An 18730-nucleotide genomic window follows, 5' to 3' on the forward strand; every position below is an offset into this window, starting at 1 on the left:
TTGGAAGTCTTTTTCTGGCTGCCGCCCGATGCGGACGACAGCCGACTGGTGAGCGTGTTCAGAGACGGGTTCGCCCGGATCGAAGCGGTCGCGCGACGAAAACTACGGGCCCGGCCAACGAGTAACGTCCGTCTGACAGAGACTGATTTTTCGAGTGGTTGATATTCTGCTCGCCATCTTGCAGACACACTTACGGTGCCGGCGGCCCGCAGTTCGAAGTCGCACGAGGACCTAGACGAATAGTTGCATCTCGCGGTAGGCGCGCGTCGTGCGCGTTCCTCGACGAAGATGCCGACCGGATTGCTTGATCGCGAGATGTAGAAACGTCGCCCGTCCAACCACTGTCGGCGCACCGGCGTCGCTGCCAATTCACACTTTCGACCCGGAGCGGTCCCCTGACGATAGTCAATGCTGATGTCTCAAACCGGATATCTTCCGTCGTCCGGCATCAGTGACATCGGAGAATTTTCGTCGTTGCTGAATAGGCTTCAGCGAAAATCCGTCGAAAATTGAAACGGCTTTTCTCGCGGTGAGGTTTTCAGTCCGACCACGGCACGCAAGATCACGGGCTGACCTCCACGCAATGATACGCATCCGAAAACCGAACGCGCGTGTAATCCCGCGTCACGGAGGACGTCAACGAGAACATCCGAAGCACCATCGAGTATCTTCGCATGTTCTTCGAACGAAGCGTCCGCATTGACGAAGCCCTGTATGTCGAGTACTTGTTGCACGCGCTCGAGCGATCCAAGCTCTTTGCACAGCGTCAGCAGTAGCTCGAGAGCCGCTTCACGTGCGAATGCGATCCCGTCATCGAGCGACAGCGTTTGCCCTAAACGGCCCTTGGGCATCTTGCCGTCGACGGATCTACCCGCGGATTTACCCGAGACGAAGACAAGATCTCCCCACCGTGTGATGTTTTTATAGTTCCCTTTCGGCCTTTGCGCCAAGCGATCGCCTCCGATCAGTCGAAGTAGTCTGTCATCTGCACTCATGGCGCTCCCTTGGTTTTTGCGTACGCACCGATCAATGCCGTCATATTGACGATCCGCCGCACCGTGGCCGACGCCGTCAGCACGTGAACCGGCTTCGCCGCGCCGAGCAGGATCGGCCCGATGGCGATGTTGTGGCCCGCCGCCGTCTTCAGCAGGTGGTACGAGATATTCGCCGCGTCGATGTTCGGCAGGATCAGCAGGTTCGCATCGCCTTCAAGCGTCGATTCAGGCACCACGTCCTTGCGCAAACGGGCATCCAGCGCGACGTCGCCGTGCATTTCACCGTCCACGTCGAGATCGGGCGCGCGCTCCTTCAGGATGGCGAGCACGTCGCGCATCTTCTGCGCGGTCGGCGCGTTGCTCGTGCCGAAGTTCGAATGCGACAGCAGCGCGATCTTCGGCACGATGCCGAAGCGCTTCGCTTCTTCCGCCGCCATGATCGTGATTTCGGCGAGCTGCTCGGGCGTCGGATCGACGTTCACGTGCGTATCGACGATGAAAATCTGGCGACCCGGCAACACGAGCGCGTTCATCGCCGCGTAGACGTTGCAGCCGTCCTTCTTGCCAATCACCTGATCGATGAAATGCAGATGCCGGTGCGTGGTGCTCACCGTGCCGCAGATCATGCCGTCGGCTTCGCCCTTCTTTACGAGCATCGAACCGATCAGCGTCGTGCGCCGGCGCATTTCAAGCTTCGCCATCTGCTGGCTGATGCCCTTGCAGGCCATCATCTGGTGATAGGTTTGCCAGAAGTCGCGGTAGCGTTCTTCGTGGTCCGTATCGACGACGGTGAAGTCCACGCCCGGCGTCAGGCGCAGGCCGAACTTCGTGATGCGCTGCTCGATGACCGCCGGACGGCCGATGAGAATCGGCTTGGCGATTCTTTCATCGACGGCGATCTGCACCGCGCGCAGCACCCGCTCTTCCTCGCCCTCCGCGAACACGATGCGCTTTTTCTCCGGCTCGACGCTGCGCGCAAGCTGGAACACGGGCTTCATCGTCGTGCCGCTGTGATAGACGAACTGCTGCAGGTGCTGCTCGTAGGCGTCCATGTCCTCGATGGGCCGCGTCGCCACGCCACAATCCATCGCGGCCTTCGCCACTGCCGGCGCGATCTTCACGATGAGGCGCGGATCGAAAGGCTTCGGAATCAGATATTCCGGGCCGAACGACAGGTCCTGAATGCCGTAGGCGGTCGCGACGATATCGCTCTGCTCCTGCCGCGCGAGTTCCGCGATCGCGTTCACGGCCGCGATTTCCAATTCCTTCGTGATCGTGGTCGCGCCTGCATCGAGCGCGCCGCGGAAGATGAACGGGAAGCACAGCACGTTGTTGACCTGATTCGGGTAATCCGTGCGCCCCGTCGCGAGCACCGCGTCCGGACGCACTTCGAGCGCGAGTTCCGGCAGGATTTCCGGCGTCGGATTGGCGAGCGCGAGAATGAGCGGCTTCGCAGCCATGCCCTTCACCATCTCCTGCTTCAGCACGCCGCCCGCCGACAGGCCGAGGAACACGTCTGCGCCTTCGTTGACTTCCGCGAGCGTGCGCGCGCTCGTTTCGCGGGCGAAGCGCTCCTTGTCCGGGTCCATCAGTTCGACACGGCCCTTGTAGACCACGCCGGCCAGGTCCGTCACGAAGATGTTTTCCAGCTTCATGCCGAGATCGACGAGCAAATCCAGACATGCAAGCGCCGCCGCGCCCGCGCCCGATGCCACCAGCTTCACTTCGCCGATGCTCTTGCCCACCACCTTCAAACCATTCGTGATAGCCGCCGCGACGACGATGGCCGTGCCATGCTGATCGTCGTGGAAGACGGGAATCTTCATGCGCTTGCGGCACTCACGTTCGACGATGAAGCAATCCGGCGCCTTGATGTCTTCCAGATTGATGCCGCCGAAGGTCGGTTCGAGCGCGGAGATCACGTCCACGAGCTTGTGCGGATCGTTTTCGTTGAGCTCGATGTCGAACACGTCGATGCCGGCGAACTTCTTGAAGAGCACGGCCTTGCCTTCCATCACCGGCTTGGACGCGAGCGGCCCGATGTTGCCGAGACCGAGCACCGCCGTGCCGTTCGACACCACGCCCACGAGATTGCTGCGCGCCGTGAAGCGCGCGGCGTTCAGCGGGTCTTCGACGATCGCTTCACAGGCGCTGGCGACGCCGGGTGTATAGGCCAATGCTAGATCGCGCGGCGTCAGCATCGACTTGGTCGACGCTATCTCGATCTTCCTCGGAGTTGGAAATTGGTGATAGTTGAGCGCCTCGGCGGCAAGCGCCGCTCGTTTGTCTTGGGTCATATGGGTCGGTTGGCGTGGTTCTTTGACACAATGTTGGTAAAAACGTCCTGACGTTTTTCATGTCACTCCGACACGGCTTCGAGCACTTCGCCGCGTGTCTCGACGCCGAATCGCAGTACAACGAGCGATGCGATAGCGAAGCACGTTGCTCCGAAGATGAACACCCCGCCTTGCTGTACGACGGGCAAGAGCCAGCCGATGAGCGTAGGGCCGAGCAATGCGCCGATCCGTCCGCAGAACGACGCGAACCCGCAACCCGTTGCTCGAGCACGCGACGGATAGAGTTCGGGGGTATAAGCGTAGAGCACGGCCCACATGCCGAAGGCGAAGAACTGCATTCCGGCACCCGTTATGATCAATCCCGCTGAGGACGCACCCCATTGCGCTGCATGACCGAAGACATAGGTCATGATCGCCCCACCGAGCAAGGTTGCGACACACGTCGCTTTTCTGCCCCAGTGTTCGACGGCCCACGCAGCGGTCAGGAAACCCGGGATGCCGCCCAACGAGATGTACACCGTGAACAGCACGGACTTTGTCACCGCGGAACCAGATGCCTGAAGCAATGCTCCGAGCCACGTATTCAGTCCGTAAAAGCCCAACAGCGCAAAGAACCAGAGCACGCCGACCATCATGGTCCGCTGACGATAGGCGCAGGACCAAAGCACCTTCAGACCGCGCGCTTCATGATGACGGGCGTCCACCGAAAGCGTGACCGGCGGAAGCGTGTCGATCTTCAGTTTGCTCATTACCGTTTGTTCGATACTTGAGACGATCTGCTCGGCTTCTTCATGACGTCGCTGCGATTCGAGCCAGCGCGGAGATTCCGGCACGCTGCGGCGGATGACGAACAGAAACAGGGCGGGAATCGATTCGATGAGAAACAACATTCTCCAGTTGTGCGATTGGAGCACCACGTAGGACAGCAAGCCCGCGCACACAAACGCGATTGGCCAGTTTCCGTCCATGAGCGCGAGGTACTTACCGCGGCTCTTCGCCGGAATGAACTCGGACAGGAGCGTTTGAGCAAGCGGCAACTCCATGCCCATGCCGATGCCTAGCAGCACGCGGTAAATGCCCAGTTCGGTCGCGTCACTCGCGGTGTAGCACAGCAAACTTCCTATTCCCCACACGACCATACTGATCTGGAACACCGGCTTACGTCCGAAACGATCGGCTAGCATTCCCGAGCAGACGGCACCGCAGGCCATCCCTACGAATCCTGCACTGCCCAGCAGGCCGGCTTGCGCAGGCGACAAACCAAACTCCGACTTGATTGAACCCAGAACGAACGTCATGGTGGCGAGGTCGACGTTGTCAAAGAAAAACGCAAGCGAAATGATCATAAATAGCCAGCGGTGGTAACCGCAAACCGGCAGTCTTTCGAGCCGGTCTGCCACGCCAAAGCATGTGACGTCGACATTGCCCATCTTCATTCGAGTATCTCCTCGGTGACTTCCTGTACGTGGATTTGCCGAATTACTTCCCTGCGGCAGATCCACTATCAGTCGTCAAAAGAAGGCAGGCGCGTTAGAAAATGTCGTCGATGGTCGCGCTTACGCCAAGTTATGCTGCCGCGCAACGGCTATGCGTCGCCCTGATTCCGTTTTGCAAATCGATTGGGATCGAACGGGTCGGGAGCGAGGCCGGACATAGTCGCGCCTGCGGCAAACGGGTAGCGAAGATACGGAGCCTGGGGCTGACCAGGCGGAGAATATTGACCGTCGGCGAGAATGCGCTTCTTTGCCGTCATCTCAATTACGGCGCAACGAATCACAATGATCTGGTTGGCCGCGCCCTGTTCGATTGGAGAATAGTCTTTCTCTGGGCGAAACTTGTCTAGCGCCTGGTTCTGGTGGCGAATAACGGCTTCCGTGTTGTGATCGATGGACGCGTGGCAACGGGCGATTACGCTGTAATACTCGAGACTCGTATTCTGTCCTTTGGGCGCCTTGAGCAAGGACACAGGTCTGTCCACTTCGATGGTGATGTGTCCGTTCTCGCGCAGCTTCTGGGCGAAGCTACCAAAACGAGAGCAGTGAATAAGAAATGCATCGCCCGTAAAGGTGAAGCTCTGCGCGAGCACGTACGGAAAAGGCTTGTCGTGTACGGCGACTCGACAAATGAGTTCATCTTTCAGGAAAGCGAGAATCGATGGCCAGTCTGTCCATGCGAGATCGCTTCGACGCATTTGAACGTTAAGGAAGGATGGGGTCATTGTCTATGTGGTTCATTGAAAGCAGATGATGTCGTCTCGGGCCGGACCTGTGCCTATGCCTGCGATACGGCTTCCGGTTCGTCGCTCGATATGCGCGATCAGACCGCGCAGCGAAGGGGGCAAACTGGCATTCAACGGTCCCGCGAAGGAAGGGAACCAGCGAAGCGACGCTTCATCGAACACCGGAATGGCGCCCGACGCCTTATTGGGGAATAGGGCGAGGCTGTCGCACTTGTTGAGATAGATCTCGTCTACGGCGTGACGGCTTACCGCGTCGGCAAGCTGCGAAACGTCTAGTGCGCCGATGCGCCGGGGCCGCCCGCTGCCCGTGCCGTATTCGTCCGTCAGCATCCGCAGCGCGATGCCAAGCTCGAACGGATCGCCGGATGCAAGAAGCGCACGCGGATCGAACCTCGCGCGTTCGGCTTCGCGCCCGGTCCCCTCCTTAGCGGCCCGAGCACAGTAGGACGCAGACGCCATGCCGCCGAATTCTGAGGGAAACGGCCCCGCACCCACGCGCGACACGATCGCTTTCGCCACGCCGAACGTCTTGCGGTGAAAGTGGCACGAGAGATCGCCACCGACGTAGGCGAAGGATGCACTCGTATGGCTCGACGTGACATAAGGCTGATCGCCTAGCGACACGTCGAGTTGCAACGACTGCGCGCCCTCGAAAAGCACCCGCTTGCCCGCTCTCACCAGTCGCGTCAGGAATAGGTCGTCCATCGTGACGAAAGGCAAGATGCGCGTCCACGCCGCCCGAAGTCGATGGAAGGTGGCGGCGACATCGGCCTCATGCGCTTTGGAACAAGGTGCCGACAGGCGGTCGTACGCTGCCATCTGTCCGAAGGCGAGGTCGAGGTTCTTGTGCAAATCGCGAAGTTGAACGACGGTACGGCATTCGGAGCGCATTCTGAGCGCGAGATCTGCATAGCACGGACCGATGCCGTTTCCTGTCGTTCCGATGTCCGATCCGTGTAGCACGTCCATGCGGACATGAACGGGTTGGACGACGATGCAACGGCCGCTGATGAGCAACCGTCCGTCGAGCGTCAGGCCGGCGCGTTCGAGCGCGTCAATCTCGCCGGCCAGCTTCTCGAGGTTCACCGCGCAGCCCGAGCCGATATAGAGCAGCTTGTCAGGGTGAAATGCGCCCGATGGCACTTGCGCTAGCTTCGCGCTTCCCAGCGGCGTACGGACCGTATGCCCCGCGTTGGCACCGCCGTTGAACCGAGCAATGATGTCGTAGGCATGAGCCAGATGGTCGATGATCTTGGCCTTGCCTTCATCACCATACTGAAGGCCGACGAGAACGTCCGCGTAACCGCGCGTCATAGTCATCTCAGTCTTCGACGACGAAGGTCGCTTCCACTTCCACCGGCGCATTCATCGGCAGGCTAGCGACGCCGATTGCGATGCGCGCATGTTCGCCACGCTCGCCGAAGAGCTGATTGATCAATTCCGACGCCGCGTTGATGATCGTCGGTGCATCGGCGAAGCCTTCAGACGTGACAACATAACCGCCGACTTTCAGCACCTTCGAGATGCGCTCGAGGTGGCCGTCGGTCGCCAAGTGCGCCCATCCAAGCACGTTGAGCACGCAGAGTCGCGTTGCGCTGCGTGCATCCTCGACGGACACTACTTCCGGCACGGACCCGGTCCACTTTGCCTTGCCGTCACGAACCGGCAATTGCCCGGAGATGACCAGCAAGTTTCCGTGTCGATTGAATGGTTTGAACGCTGCACGGACCGGTGTATGGACGGGCAAGCTGAGACCCGCTTCCTTAATGCGATCGTAGATTGACATCTTCTCTCCTTGACGCCGCCGGAACGAGGCGGCTCAACATCATTCTGGAGAGGACGCGGGCGTCATGCTCTCGCGGATAGGTCGCGCTCTATCGCGTAAATGCCAAGTTCATCACTCCGACATCACCCTGAAAAACTCGCTGGGGCTTCGTCCAAGCGATTTGCGGAACATCGCGCTGAAGGCGCTAGGGCTGTCATAGCCGAGCACCGACGCGATCTCGGTGACCGAGCGGTTCTCGGCCAGCATCTGGACCGCTGCCAGCAATCGCGCCTGTTGACGCCAGCGCGTGAATGTCATGCCCGTCTGATCCGGAAAGAGCCGGATAATGGTCCGCTCGCTTGCCCCGACAACTTTGCTCCAGGACTCGAGCGAGGTTTCTTCTGCTGGGTTCGCGATAATCCAGCGGCATATACGCGCGATGCGCTCGTCTGCCGGCATCGGCAAGTGCAAAGGCTCGACCTGTAACGGCTTTACCTCGTGATAGAGCAGCTCGACGACGAGCCCGTCTCGTCCTTGCTCGTCGTAGTCGACGGGCATCGCGACGGTGGCCGCGATCAGTTCCCGAAGAAGCGGAGAAATGGAGACAACACAACAGTTCGACGCGTCGAGCGGTGTGCGCTGCGGCGCGAAGTAGAGCGTGCGCATTTCGATCTTGCCGACGGCCTGCATGCAGTGCCTGACCCCTGGCGGAACCCAAACGGCCCGTTGGGGCGGCACGACCCACGAGCCGCCGTCGGCAGTGACCAGTATTGATCCCGCGTAGGCGTAAATGAGTTGACCTCGGACGTGCGCGTGATAGTCGATAAAGAACCGGTCCGGCAGGTCACGGGCCATTCCTCCCACGGGCCGCGCGATTGCCTGATAATCCTCACGGTCCTCGCTCTTTCCGAACATGGCGTTTCCTCGTTGATCGTTGTCACGTGCGCGCGCGCCGGCCAAACCGAGTCGCGGTACGGTTGAAGGCGATCCACGGACCGGATCGATCATTCAAACACTCATCTGTTTCTCGAGGTACAGCATGCCGGTTTACCGCTCATTCGATCAAGAGGCGCTCGACAATCAATACAACGTCCGCGCGGGCATTCCAGACCATCTCGAAGTGTTCGCAAGGTGGAAAACGGAAAGCAAACGCTTTCGCGCGGAGCACACGGTCCGCGAAGACCTTCGCTACGGGAACGAGGCGCAGCAGGCGTACGATTTCTTTCCTGCCAGGACGAACGGGCGCCCCGTGCTGGTCTTCATTCATGGGGGATATTGGCAGTCCCTTGACAAGTCGGATTTCAGCACTGTCGCCCGGCCGTATCTGGATGCGGACATCAACGTTGCCGTGATCAACTACCGGCTGGCGCCTGCCGTGCGCATGGCCGATATCGTGTCTGACAACATCGAGGCCATCGCGAATCTGTATCGAAACGCGGAGGAACTGAGCTTCGATCGCAACGCGATCTTCGTATCCGGAAGCTCTGCGGGCGGACATCTGACCGCCATTCTTGCGGGGACGGACTGGGAGAGCCGCGGCCTGCCGAACGATGTCCTGAAGGGCGCCTGCGCAATCAGCGGTCTCTACGATCTCGAACCGATTCGTCTTTGCTACCTCAATAAGGTCGTGGGACTAGACGACGCGGAGGTACGCGCGTATAGCCCGAAGTTTCATCTTCCCAAGCGGCCGTTGCCCTTCATCCTGACAGTCGGCGGCGACGAATCGGACGAGTTCCATAGGTTGCAGGCTGAGTATCAGACGCTGTTGAACAACCATGGGCTGGACGTGCGGATCGTCCGACAAGCCGACGGACATCATTTCGATGCGGTCGATCGTCTCGGCGAACCGGCCGCGGCACTATCAAAGGCCGTTATCGAAATGATCGAATCGTAAGCGTCGACAATCATCCCACTAGGTACGCGGCCGAACGACATTATATTTTGGCCGTCGGCCGGCGCTGGGCGATCGGAATCTCGATTGCCTGCGGCTTCCATCTGGGTGGGGTCATGTTTTGACAATCCCAGCGTCACGGCCATGAAACTCCCGCACATCGCGTGGCAGAGTCGATCGGTGTGACCCATGTTCCTGGTCGCGGCGGCGCACGAATCTCGCGCGCGACGCATGCGACGCCTCGCGTGGACCTTCGTCGGCTTTCGCAGGCGAGCGTACGCACCACTAGTGGAATCGCGCGAAGGCTACCTACGCGTGCGCCCTTGTTTTGTCAGATACGGAGGGGCACTTTCGAAGGCCAATTGGACATTCGGACGTCTCGCTAGGGTTGGCATCGAACGGCGCTTAGTGTTTAGGGTTGTAGGACGCCTGCCCTGATCCGTCGGCACGTCAACTCACCCAGACGTCAGCGGGCAGGCGTCCTACAAGCCCCAAGGGAGGAAACCGCGGAGTGCTCCGACATGGTCCGAACATTTCACCGCTATGGCGATTTGTTCGATTTCATTGAGGGCACGGTGGATATAAACGTGGGTAAATCTGAGCCTGGGCAACCCCGATCGTAGCAGCGACGCTGCTGAGCGTTACTATCACGCCAACGCGGCCAGCACCAAACCACCCGTTTGGAACGATAGGCGCAGGCGTCTCCTATTGGCTCCCGTTGCCGAAGAGCCGACAGTCGATGTGTGCATCCTAACGCGATAGCGTTCATGCGTTGGCTCACTTAACAGGCGGTGCCCGGAGAGGTCTGCTGCGCTGGAGTATCTCGATGATGACCATCGGCGAACCGCAGTGCCGGCAAACGAAGGTTGGCGGCACTGCGACTGCGGCTACGTCGTTGGCACTGAGTTCGATACGGGCAGGCACTATGCTGAGCAATTCGCGGATCCTCGCGAGATTCTCGCGCCGCGATGGGTTCGCGAGCAGACCGTAGTGGCGGATGCGGTGGAAGCCGCCAGGCAGCACGTGCAATAGGAACCGGCGCACGAACTCATCTGCTTGGAGCGTCATGGTCTTGTTGCGTGTGCGTCCCTGCTCGCGGTAGTCCTTCCAGCGGAAGGTAACGCCGTGCTCGTCGAGCGAGACCAGGCGTTGGTTAGAGATCGCGACCCGGTGCGTGTAACGCGACAGATAGGCGAGCACGGCTTTGGGTCCCGCAAATGGGCGTTTGGCGTACATCACCCACTCGCATGCGCGCATTGGCGCAAGCCATTTAGCAAAGGCTGTGAGATCGTTGAGCTCGGCGAATTCGCCGAAGAAGCGCAACCGGCCGCGGCGATACATGGCCTCCAGCTCTTCGAGGAAGCGTCGCCGGAACAAGCGCGAGAGTACGCGCACTGGAAGGAAGAAACCTGCCTTGCACGCGACCCACCGGCTTCGCTCCGGCGACAACCCACCACCGGGAACGATGCCATGCACATGGGGATGATGCGTGAGCGCGGAGCCCCAGGTATGCAGGACGAGCGTGGCACCGATCTGTGCCCCGAGATGCTTCGGATCGGCGGCGATGGTGCGCAATGTCTCGGCCGCGATATCGAACAGCAGTCCGTAGATGACGGCCTTGTTGTAATACGCAATCGCGCTGATCGCAGCTGGCAGTGTGAAGACCACGTGGTAGTACTCGACGGGCAGGAGATCAGCCTCACGCGCTTCTAGCCACCGCCGCGCAGCGCTAGCCTGGCACCTCGGGCAATGTCTATTGCGACATGAGTTGTAGGCGACTTCGATCTCGGCGCACCCTTGGCAGCGCAGCACGTGTCCTCCCAGCGCCGCACTGCGGCACTGTTCGATCGCGGACATGACCTTCAGTTGCCCAAGGCTCAGGTGGGCGGATTGACGCCACGTCGGGCCAAGAGAGCGAAAGACGTCCGCCACCTCGAGCGCGCAATGCGCCACGACGGCGAGCTACTCAGGATGCAAACTCTCAAGAGGGCTGACCACCTCGCGCAGAATATCGGTGGCGACCTGGGCGTAAAGCGCCGTGGTCTCAAGCTTCTTGTGCCCGAGCATGACCTGGATCACGCGGATATCGACCTTCTGTTCCAGTAGATGAGTGGCAAAGCTATGGCGCAAGGTGTGCATGGACCCGCGCTTGTCGATTCCGGCGGCCTGGGCGGCTGCATGGATCGCCCGGTTGAGTTGGCGGGTGCTGAGCGATTCGATCGGATTGAGCCCCGGAAAGAGCCAGCCGCCGTCGAGCATCTTGCCCTGGGCTCGGGCGACTCGCCACCAAACCCGCAGGCGCTCGAGCAGGATGGGCGAAAGCATGGCATATCGATCCTTGTGATCTTTACCCTGCTCAACGCGCAGCGTCATGCGCTGGCTGTCGATGTCACCGACCTTCAAGGCCACCACTTCGCTGGCCCGCAATCCTGTGCCGTAAGCTAATGCGAGTGCCGTCTGATGCTTGAGATTAGTGGCTGCCGCGATCAGCCGGCCCACTTCATCGCGGCCGAGTATGACGGGCAAGGTACGCGGCAGATAAATCGGACGCATCTTCGCCATCAACTGCTCTTGACCGAGCGTTGTGCCGAAGAAGAACTTCAAGCCGGTGATCGCCGCGTTCAGGGAAATCGGCGACACGCCGTGGTCAACCAGATGCAGTTGATAGCGTCGCAAATCCTCGACAGTGGCCGTGTCAGGCGAGCGCCCGAGAAACACGGTGAACTGTCGCACCACGCGAAGATAGTTGGCTTGCGTCTTCGGCGCGAGTCGGCGCATGCGCATGTCGTCCATCATGCGCTGGCGTAGCGGACTGATGCGTTGGATGGGGGTTGTCATGGCTGGGCTCCTGTCGAGTAACGAGGCGGATTGCCTCATTGCTCAACATAGGAAACCGAGCGGGTTTCCTATGAAGAACCACCACGTTCAAACGGAGTGCATACCGCGCGAGCGGTTTAGGCAGTATGACTTGCCGTGAGATGGTGGCTGGCCCGCCGTGCTGAATCAAACGCGGGTTAGCATTGCTGCCAGAGCCGCATGGTGTGCACGTGGGCGACACCCGGCGATTTCGAGCATGGAGGCCAGCATGGGACACGATAGCACGGTGTATGTCGGTCTGGATGTCCACAAGGAGTCGATCACAGCAGCCTACGCCGTCGGGATAGGCGAGGTCGAATTGCTGGGCAAGATGGCACTTCGAAGACGGACATCGATCGTCTCCGTCAGCGCATGCAGTCAAAGGCGACCCACGTCCGCTTCGTCTACGAAGCAGGGCCATGCGGCTATGGCCTTTACCGACAATTGGTGCAGAAGGGATCCGATTGCATGGTATGTGCTCCGTCGCTGATTCCGAGGAAACCAGGCGAGCGAGTCAAGACCGACCGCCGCGACGCCATCAAACTCGTGCGCTCGTTGCGCGCGGGCGATCTCTCGCCAGTCTACGTACCTGGTGTCGAAGATGAGGCATTCCGAGACCTGGCTCGCGCGTGGGCAGCCGCCAAAGCGGATCTCAAGCACGCGCGTCAGCGGCTCAAGTCCTTTCTGCTCTCTCATGGTGTTCGCTACACTGGCAGCGCGAACTGGGGGCCGGCACATCGAAGATGGATCAGCGCCTTTGCGTTCCCCAACCACTGGCAACAACTGGCCTTTGACGAGTGCCGTCGTTCTATCGAAGACAGGCTCGCACAATGCGACCGCCTTGAGGTGGCGCTACGCGAAGCAATTGTCGACTGGCGGTTCTATCCGGCCGTACTGGGACTGCAGGCAATGCGGGGCATTCAGTTCACCACCGCCGTAGGCATGCTCGCCGAACTCGGCGACCTGTCGCGATTCGAGCACCCGCGCCAGCTGATGGCCTGGCTCGGGGTGACGCCCTCCGAACACTCTTCGGGAGAGCGCCGCCGTCAAGGCAGCATTACAAAAAACGGGAACAGCTACGCAAGAAAGCTGCTCGTAGAGGCTGCGTGGAGTTACAGATACCCCGCTCGGGTGAGCCCGGACATACAACGCCGCCATGAAGGACTCCCGAAACCGATCATTGACCGCGCATGGGATGCTCAACTGCGACTGTGCCGACGATATCGAAAGCTCGCAGCGCGCGGCAAGAATGTGAACATCGGCGTGGTTGCCGTTGCCCGAGAGCTCGCGGGATTCATCTGGGACATCAGCAGAATGGCAATGTCCCTCGCCCTACCAAAGGATGCCAGACCAGGCTGACACAACATCCCCTCAACGACGACACCGAGAGTTTCCTGAAGGCGGCGTAGCCCGGCACCCGAGTAACCCGCGATTGGACTATGCAACACATTTCATGCGACTTGCGACTTTAGGTAGCGGCAGGCTCATAGGGCGGACCACAGTAATGCGGTAACCAACCCGCGGATATCAGTGTGACCCACCGTCGAGACGTACTGCTACGTCGCCCTCAGGAAATTCAGATGCACCAAAACCGAGAACCGATCGCGATTGACACGGGAAGTCATATCAGCTCACAGACTTTTGGGGAAACGGACACGGCCTGCTCAGCTGTCCTGCCGGCGCGGTAGCCATCTCCGCTCCGCATGAAATACTCTGCTGTATCAGGCATGGTTTTAATGCCTCGCTGGTGTCCCGCTCGCGGCGCTAACCATAGACCGAGATCGTCGCTGATCTGCGGACCCGGTCCTGCAACTCACGCAACGCCTCGATCGCACTGTGAAACAGCATACCCCGTCGTGCGTGGGCCGCGCTCCGATCCGGAAAACCTCGGCTAGATCGTCTCGTCCGCTTGCTTGAGCGATATTGATCAAGCGGCGTCTGATTCGGCCAAGCACGCCGCGAGATTGCGCTTGGATTCGCCGGTGCGACAAACAGCGCTCGACGGCCGCGCGCGCCGAAAGGCCCTCACACCACGCACGCAGCGCTGCGAGGGAAGCGTGCTCGGGAAACTCGACACACGCTTACCCGTTGATCGATTCGATGGGACTGCTTCACGTTGCCCTCCCGACGTGTGCAGCGTGCCACAGACTACGCAACGGTTGCTTTCCTTGCCCACACCGCATCACCAACGGTGCTATTCCGATAATCGATCTTATTGAAATAGCCGCGCGCCATGCGAAAACTGCTTCGCTCCGAACCTTGCCTGAGCGTCAGACGGCCATGTAACAGCTTCGAAGGTGACGGTTAACCTGCATCAAGCCTATGTCGAAATCAGACCGGTCGTTGCTGATGAGGTAGCGCACGGCGCGATACGGGTTCTTGGAAGGTTGGTATGCATGCTAAGATGAATGCCGCCTCACGACCCACAACAGCCGGTGGCCCGATCCGGCGCTGAAGGGCAGCAAACGGAACGGTCCGGTCATCCACACCGCCGTAGCGAGCAGAGCACAGTTTGGCCTCACTAACCGGCATCAACGCGATGTCAGCAGGGGAGAAGGTGATCATCCTGTTGTCCATGCACTGACCAACTCCTGTATTCCTTTGCCGGCGCTAGCGATCGCAGCGACTGTCGGTGCCGTCTTCTCGATGATTGCTAGTGATTTTTCGAAAAGCGACTTATCGGGGTTTGCCTTCTTCGCCTCTCGTTTCATCTCCAGAGCCGCATTCAGCAGAACCTCAGTTGTCTTCTCAGGAAGATCAGAAGACTCAAGCTCATCCAGAAGACGATTGATCCGACGCACTAACAACTTTTGTGTCTGTTTCTCGCCGTTGATCACGCGCGCGTTTTCCCCGACGGCAGTCTGATGGCTTTTGAATTGTCCATGGTCGTTAACGATGATGCCACTGTTTTTCATAGGTACTCCGTCATTCGTTACTTGTGACCATGGAGGCAATCTTCGTTTTCGCCACCGCTCCGGTTCCAACTGCGAGCTGCTGCGTCGTGACCGTTCCGCCAGATACAATGACTCCTGAATTGAAAATCTGGGTTCGCCGCTCCTTTATTTCGTCTGTCGCGATGCCTTTCGAAGCAAGAAAATCGACAATCGAGTTTATGAGAATGTACTGACATGTCTTCGCAGACATGTCTTTGTCTACCATTTGAAAATACGAGTTGTAGCGGTTTGACGCAAAACGTTCCCGAAGACTGGCATTGTTCCCGTAGTTATATGACGCATTTTTTCTCTTTAGTTTGTCTTCTGGATGTCCAAACAAGCTCCACTTCATCTGCTCATATGTTCGACCAACGGCGCTTAGAACTTCAATGGGCCCTGATAACCAACTTATTGGAGAAGCAAGTAAAAACTTCGCAAAGACCTTAGTGTGGTAAGTCAGCCCACGCCAGTTCGGCAGGTCTTCGAGCGGAGAATAATACTTCCAAATAGGGAGAAGCAGAAAACTCCGGCATTCGATGAAAAGATCATTGCCTAACATAGTTGAGCGAAGAAAGTACGTTAAGCAAAATTGGCCCTCAGCGAGGGGGATCGATAAAGCACGATAATGGCGAATATCCTTGTCCAAGTCGCCGATTCGATCTGTGACGAAGCTCGGATCTATCGAAGTCTTGGGGACAGCTGTTATTTCTGAAAGAAATAGCTTATTGTTTTGGATGCGCTGTCCATTTACGAACAGCTTATCGTCAATCACGCAGCCCCGAATATTTTCTTTGACGGAGGCGGAGACATGATTCAGAAATTCCGCCTGTGTAAAAGTCGATACTCGCTTGTCAGTATCACTTGCCTTTGTGGCGTCCACAGCGAAGGACCATCCCTCAATATCGATGCCATAGCCCGCAAAAGGCGAGAAGCCACCCGAAATAACTACGTTGCCAGTCCCCGATGTTTCGTTGGCCCCAGACTCCCTAATAATATCTTCTTGGAAGTTCTTTCGAAGATGCCTGATCACCATCAGGTGTTTTGCAAATTTGATCGCCGCTATGAGAATCAGTGGCGCCAGGAGACTGCCGATGTAATATGGCAGCAGGATTATATTCCAACCCGTGTCGACGGCTTCTACTGCTCTAATTACAAGCCAGCAACCTGCAACAAGCAGTAATGAGCTGAAGAGCAGGCTTCTGAATCGCGCATGCTTGGATTCATAAAGTAGCTTTTCCGTGTTGATTCCGAACTCGGGCAGGCGAGCCTTATGGCGATCTTCCAAACGATCGATCACGTACTGACATTCGATTCGATTCAGATGGACTGCAGCGCACAAGTTTTCAGTGACCGTAGTCATCGGTTTTTCCTCCGAGCTCGAGATACATTCAGACCGCCAAAATCATGTGAAGATTGCGGTGACCCGCATATCAGCGCAGATGTCGGTTTCCTCTTCAGCCTAAATAACGAACCAATGGATGAACTTTTGAAATTCGGCTACGCTTAACCGGTGCGTGATTTAAGGAGACCCGACGTTTTGCCTGTACACTCAGGCGGTTTTTTCTTGGCGTCTACCGCCCCACTGCGTTTAGTCCGGTCCGTCGCTCGCTGCCGCCAGAAGCGGCACGATCAGATCGCTCACAGGCGTGGCAATGCCGCGCGCTTGGCCGCAACGCTGTATGACGCCATTCCGGGTATCCCATTCGAGCGGCCAGCCCGCTTAGCGACTTCGAGGCATTCCTTCAGGTACGCAAGAGACATGTGCTCGATATCGGCGCGGGAATACATGCCGGCGCGGCGGCCCGCTAGTACCATCAATCCCGCCACTGCGTTTTGAAGCAGTTTCCGCCACGCGATGCTTGTAAAATCCGCAGCCACGTCCACGGAACAACGGGTATCACGCAACGCCGTCACGACGCCCTGGGCAGCCAACGTGTCCGGCAATGTGAGCCTCGGCGTCGCACGCAGCCACACCGAGGCATCGGCTTCGCGTTGAGCGGGAAACCAGACCACCGAAGGCACTACACGGTCTTCTGACACGTAAGACGCGAATTGATCCCTCTGTTCCACGCCGTTCTGCAGTACGCAAATCACGGTCCTCTCGCCGCACAACGCGGACAGCCACGTCGACGCGGCATTGACCTGCGTCGTCTTCACCGCGACGAAGACGAGATCGACATTCTTTTCGATGTCGTTGGGGTTGGTCCGCACGGGTCCTGGCACGCGAATCTGGCCGCCGTCGAATCGCAAATCCAGATAGGCGTGTGCGGTACGGCCAAATAGCGCCGGTGTACGGCCCACTTCGTGGAGCGCGGCGGCGACCGTAGTGCCGATTGCGCCGGGGCCGACGAGGGCGATCGTCGGAGCGTCAGGCATCATCGTAGACCTCCTGATTTCTCAAGCGTGTAGGTACTCTGCAGCTCACGTCGTGCTTAGGTGACGGCGAAGTGCGAGTGCTAATGGGAAGATGACAAGCGATACTTAAGATCTATATCAACGGGTATCTCAATCGCATCCAGTCCAATCGTCGTCTTGAACGCGAAGCGCAGCGATATATCGAGCTGATGTGGCTCACTGGTCGACTGGCTCCGGACTTTAAAACCATAGCTCGGTTCCGTAAAGACAACGGCAAATCTATCCGCAACGTCTGCCGTCAGTTTGTGATGCTATGCCAACGTCTGACCTTTTTGCTGAAGCAATCGTCGCGATCGACGGCAGCAAGTTCAAGGCGGTGAACCATCGCGACCGCAACTTCACGAACGCCAAGCTCGAACGGCGCATGCGCGACATGGAGTCAAGTATTGCTCGGTATCTTCAGGCGATGGACACAGCCGATCGTCAGGAGCCTACAATCGCGAAGGCCAGGACGGAGCGACTGCAGGACAAGATTGCAGCCTTGAAGGAGCAGATGCAACGTCTCAAGGAGATCGAGGTCCAACTCAAGGCGGCACCCGACGGACAGATATCGCTCACCGATCCGGATGCGCGTTCGATGAAGACGCGCGGCACGGGGGTCGTCGGCTACAACGTACAAACGGCCGTCGACACGAAGCACCATCTAATCGTCGCGCACGTCGTCACTAACGATGGTATTGATCGCGATCAGTTGACATCGACGGCCAAGCTTGCTCGTGCTGAAATGGGCGTCGAAAAGATCACTGCTGTTGCGGATCGTGGCTATTACAAGAGTGAAGAGATACTCGCATGCCACGAGGCTGGAATAACGGTGTTTGTTCCGAAGACGGTGACCTCGATGGCCACTGCTGATGGCCGCTTCGGGAAGGATGACTTCATTTAAAACGCAAAGACGAACGAATATCGGTGCCCGGCAGGGGAGACACTTATTTGGCGATTCTCTACCATTGAACGCGGCTTGAAGATCAGTAAATACTGGAGTTCGAATTGCCAGCAATGTCCGTTGAAGGAGAACTGCACGCCCAGTCCACAACGTCGCGTGGCCCGTTGGGAACACGAAGCTGTTCTTGAGGATATGCAGACGCGTCTCGATCATGCACCTGAAATGATGCGGATCCGGCGGCAAACCGTCGAGCACCCGTTTGGCACGATCAAGGCATGGATGGGAGCCACTCATTTCCTGACTCGAACCATTGAGCGGGTGAGCACGGAAATGAGCTTGCACGTGCTTGCATACAACATCAAGCGAGTGACTAAGATACTTGGTTCAGACGTTGTTATGAAGGCGATACGGGCGTGATGCCCGCAGGAGTTGAACACTCGGCGATAACTTCGCCCG

General features: G+C 58.5%; 12 protein-coding genes and 3 pseudogenes. 3 read left to right on the forward strand and 12 right to left on the reverse strand.

Annotation, left to right across the window (positions count from 1 at the left end):
• Positions 1 to 488 precede the first annotated feature (488 nt).
• The 7 genes from IAG25_RS39360 to IAG25_RS39390 all read right to left on the reverse strand — a co-directional run bounded on the left by IAG25_RS39360 (position 489) and on the right by IAG25_RS39390 (position 8211).
• On the reverse strand, positions 489 to 995 hold the full coding sequence (locus IAG25_RS39360) for a RidA family protein (RefSeq protein ID WP_187609669.1): 507 nt from the start codon (positions 993 to 995) through the stop codon (positions 489 to 491).
• Positions 992 to 3292, reverse strand: coding sequence for an NADP-dependent malic enzyme (locus IAG25_RS39365; RefSeq protein ID WP_187609670.1), 2301 nt, complete (start codon positions 3290 to 3292; stop codon positions 992 to 994). Before IAG25_RS39365 ends, IAG25_RS39360 begins: the two co-directional genes overlap by 4 nt.
• A gap of 62 nt (positions 3293 to 3354) precedes the next feature.
• Complete coding sequence (locus IAG25_RS39370) at positions 3355 to 4728, reverse strand: MFS transporter (protein WP_187609671.1); 1374 nt, start codon at positions 4726 to 4728, stop codon at positions 3355 to 3357.
• Between the two features lie 149 nt (positions 4729 to 4877).
• Positions 4878 to 5510 carry a pyridoxamine 5'-phosphate oxidase family protein gene (locus tag IAG25_RS39375; RefSeq protein WP_187609672.1) on the reverse strand — a complete coding sequence of 211 codons (633 nt, stop codon included), beginning with the start codon at positions 5508 to 5510 and terminating at the stop codon, positions 4878 to 4880.
• Positions 5511 to 5522: 12 nt separating this feature from the next.
• Entirely contained in the window at positions 5523 to 6845 is a 1323-nt protein-coding gene (locus IAG25_RS39380; RefSeq protein ID WP_309244021.1) for an adenylosuccinate synthetase, read from the reverse strand.
• A 7-nt stretch (positions 6846 to 6852) separates the two neighbouring features.
• The gene (locus IAG25_RS39385) at positions 6853 to 7317 is read right to left on the reverse strand and encodes a RidA family protein (RefSeq protein WP_187609674.1); all 465 of its coding nucleotides are present in this window, start codon (positions 7315 to 7317) and stop codon (positions 6853 to 6855) included.
• Positions 7318 to 7428: 111 nt separating this feature from the next.
• Entirely contained in the window at positions 7429 to 8211 is a 783-nt protein-coding gene (locus IAG25_RS39390; RefSeq protein WP_187609675.1) for an AraC family transcriptional regulator, read from the reverse strand.
• A 124-nt stretch (positions 8212 to 8335) separates the two neighbouring features.
• Between IAG25_RS39390 and IAG25_RS39395 the strand changes: the two genes are divergently transcribed.
• A complete protein-coding gene (locus IAG25_RS39395) occupies positions 8336 to 9190 on the forward strand; it encodes an alpha/beta hydrolase (RefSeq protein WP_187609692.1) in 855 nt (284 codons plus the stop codon).
• A 774-nt stretch (positions 9191 to 9964) separates the two neighbouring features.
• Here the strand turns inward: IAG25_RS39395 and IAG25_RS39400 are convergent.
• Positions 9965 to 11140 (reverse strand): IS91 family transposase, encoded by a 1176-nt coding sequence (locus tag IAG25_RS39400; RefSeq protein ID WP_187609676.1) that lies wholly within the window; start codon positions 11138 to 11140, stop codon positions 9965 to 9967.
• Positions 11141 to 11149: 9 nt separating this feature from the next.
• Complete coding sequence (locus IAG25_RS39405) at positions 11150 to 12025, reverse strand: tyrosine-type recombinase/integrase (protein WP_187609677.1); 876 nt, start codon at positions 12023 to 12025, stop codon at positions 11150 to 11152.
• Between the two features lie 247 nt (positions 12026 to 12272).
• Here IAG25_RS39405 and IAG25_RS39410 point away from each other — a divergent pair.
• A pseudogene (locus tag IAG25_RS39410) lies at positions 12273 to 13402 on the forward strand (IS110 family transposase).
• A gap of 1202 nt (positions 13403 to 14604) precedes the next feature.
• Here the strand turns inward: IAG25_RS39410 and IAG25_RS39415 are convergent.
• The 3 genes and pseudogenes from IAG25_RS39415 to IAG25_RS39425 form a co-directional block, all read right to left on the reverse strand.
• Complete coding sequence (locus IAG25_RS39415) at positions 14605 to 14958, reverse strand: hypothetical protein (protein ID WP_187609678.1); 354 nt, start codon at positions 14956 to 14958, stop codon at positions 14605 to 14607.
• 10 nt (positions 14959 to 14968) lie between these two features.
• Positions 14969 to 16336 carry a hypothetical protein gene (locus tag IAG25_RS39420; RefSeq protein ID WP_187609679.1) on the reverse strand — a complete coding sequence of 456 codons (1368 nt, stop codon included), beginning with the start codon at positions 16334 to 16336 and terminating at the stop codon, positions 14969 to 14971.
• Between the two features lie 228 nt (positions 16337 to 16564).
• A pseudogene (locus IAG25_RS39425) lies at positions 16565 to 17355 on the reverse strand (oxidoreductase).
• Between the two features lie 98 nt (positions 17356 to 17453).
• Here IAG25_RS39425 and IAG25_RS39430 point away from each other — a divergent pair.
• Positions 17454 to 18691: pseudogene (locus IAG25_RS39430) on the forward strand (IS1182 family transposase); the annotation flags it as partial.
• Positions 18692 to 18730: the final 39 nt, after the last annotated feature.

Source organism: Caballeronia sp. EK, from assembly GCF_014384845.1.
Lineage (GTDB): Bacteria > Pseudomonadota > Gammaproteobacteria > Burkholderiales > Burkholderiaceae > Caballeronia > Caballeronia jiangsuensis.